The organism is Sphingomonas sp. 66-10 (genome assembly GCF_001897045.1).
Lineage (GTDB): Bacteria > Pseudomonadota > Alphaproteobacteria > Sphingomonadales > Sphingomonadaceae > Sphingomonas > Sphingomonas lycopersici.
In genome coordinates, this window is the sequence record NZ_MKRR01000133.1 from 236,814 (window position 1) to 237,994 (window position 1,181).

The following is a 1,181-nucleotide window of genomic DNA, read 5'->3' on the forward strand; positions in this document are numbered from 1 at the left end:
TCATGCTGTTCTTGACGTAGCGCCCGGCCCCCTGGAATTCGAGGCTGTGGACGAACGGCACATCCATGTCGGCCGACACGACCGGGATGTTCAACTCCCCGAAGACTTCGTTGGTGTGATACGAGCCGGCAACCGGGGTGATCGGGATCGAATTGCCGTATTGCGTGTAGGTGCCGTCGCCATTCGCCTCGCCACGATAGAAAGCGCCCGGCCGGAAATTGGTCGATTCGTAGCGATGCTCATAACCGAGCACGAACTTCACCTCGCCCGCCGGCAACTTGGCGATCGAGCCCTTGATATCTGCCACTGCATCGAACTGGATGTTGCGCTGCTTCGGATTGGCGATCGCGGTGATATAGTCGAGCGCCGCGCGGCTCGCCTGCCCGTTGCCGAAGACGTTGAGCGGCGCGCAGGTCGAGCTGACGGTCTGGATCGTGGCGTTGGTATAGCCGGGCGCGCAGACGATATTCCCGCTGCCGTCGGTCACCGCATTGAGCGCGTTGAAGAAGTTCTGGGTAACGACCTCACGCGTGGTGGTCGACGTGTCCGAGCGGCCGTAAATCGCTTTGGCTTCCCAGGTGAACTTGCGATCGCCGACGTTGAAATCGCCGTCGAACCCGCCCACGACCCGATAAAGATCGGTCTTGGTCCGGAAGCTGCCCGTCGACAGATCGGTATTGGCGCGCGCGAGCAGGAAGCTGCTCGTATCCATCCCGTTTGCGGCGAGGTTGTTGATGATCGTCTGACGATCCGCCGCGCTGAGGAACGGGTTGGCCGTGCTCATGATGAGATTGCCGTTGGTTTCGCCCGCCGCGCCGAACAAGGCGGTGTTGTAGAACGGCTGGGCGCGAAGGTTGGTCGCGATCACGCGGCCATACCAGGCCTCGCCCGAGAAGCGGATGCGATCGCTGAAATCGTAGTGGAACAGCGCCGTCGCCGAGAAGCGGCTGCTGTCGGTCAGGAAATTATCGTAATCGCGGATGCGGAAACCGTCTCCGCCTGCCTGGAGAAGCGCGTTCGCGGTCTGCTGGCCCGGGTTGAACGGCGTCAGGCGGCCGCTCGGGCTGAAGATCAGCGGGCGGCCCTGCGCGTCGGTAATCGCCGCAGCGGCGGCACCGCCGTAGATCGGCACGTCATCGGCGAACATCGGCATGCCGGTGTTGGTGAACACCTCATAGCGC

The 1,181-nt window shown here is 62.7% G+C and carries 1 pseudogene; it reads right to left on the minus strand.

Annotated elements, in window-relative coordinates:
- Positions 1 to 1,181, minus strand: a pseudogene (locus BGN95_RS15045) (TonB-dependent receptor domain-containing protein); the annotation flags it as partial.